At 64.3% G+C, this 1,064-nt stretch carries 1 protein-coding gene; it reads left to right on the top strand.

Translation table 11 applies throughout. The features are described 5' to 3' along the window. Positions 1 to 224 precede the first annotated feature (224 nt). On the top strand, positions 225 to 1,064 hold an 840-nt coding region (locus HNE04_RS27810), incomplete at its 3' end, for an IS110 family RNA-guided transposase (RefSeq protein WP_172227144.1).

Genomic DNA, 1,064 nt, shown 5'->3' with positions numbered 1-1,064 from the left:
TCTCCTTATATCTTTCAAATACTTCAAACTTCAGTGGTCAAGACGTGGTCGACAGTCTTGATTGCTGAACCGGTTGACTCACTGCCGCGCAGCCTGTGTCTCCTGCGAGCCCGAGCTCGTATCAAAGCAAAGGGCGCACGGTGGTGGTCTCTTTGTTCTGCTGCATCCCGAATGGTTGACCGAACACATTTCGTATTCGTAAGGCTGGGAGCTGGAGAACTGCTATGAGTGAACCCGTTTATGTAGGGGTCGACGTCGCCAAGAACAGCTTTGAAGTGGCTGTCACCGGCGAGCTTCAGACTCTGAATCTGGGCAATGACGATGCAGGGCATGCCGAGGTTTGCCAGCTGCTGGTGCCGCTCGCCCCACGCCTGGTGCTGCTGGAGGCCACCGGCGGCTACGAGCGGCAGTTGGCCCTGGCATTGGCCGCCGCGGGCCTTCGGGTGTCGGTGGTCAACCCGCGCCAAGCGCGTGACTTTGCCCGCTGCGTGGGCAAGCTGGCCAAGACCGACCGCATCGACGCCCAGGCCCTGCGCGCCTTTGCCGCCATGCTGGACGCCCAGGGGCATGAGCCGCGGACACTGGCTGACGAGCAGCAGCGCGAACTCACCGCCCTGGTCGTGCGCCGCCGTCAGCTCGTGGCCATGCTGGTGGCCGAGCGCCAGCGACTGGCCGTGGCGCACCCCAAGGCCAAGCCAAGCATCCTGCAGATCATGGATGCCATCGCCGCGCAGCTGCACGATGTGGACGGCGAACTGAAGATCCACATCCGCGCCCACCATGCGGACCTGGCCAAGCTTCTGACCTCGGTCAAGGGCGTGGGTCCGACCACGGCCAGCACGCTGCTGGCGCAATTGCCCGAGCTGGGCAAGCTCAATCGCAAGCAGATCACCGCTCTGGTCGGGCTGGCGCCGATGAACCGCGACTCGGGCACCTTGCGCGGCCAGCGCCACATCTTCGGCGGGCGCGCAGACGTGCGCCGTGTGCTGTTCGTGGCCGCCCTGGTGGGCACACGGTTCAATCCCGTTCTCAAGGCCTTCTACGCTCGCCTGCTGGCAGCAGGC

The organism is Caenimonas soli (assembly GCF_013155545.1).
Taxonomy (GTDB): Bacteria; Pseudomonadota; Gammaproteobacteria; order Burkholderiales; family Burkholderiaceae_C; genus Ramlibacter; species Ramlibacter soli.
Note: the sequence above shows the minus strand (reverse complement) of the source record. Positions and strands in the feature narration are given on the sequence as shown.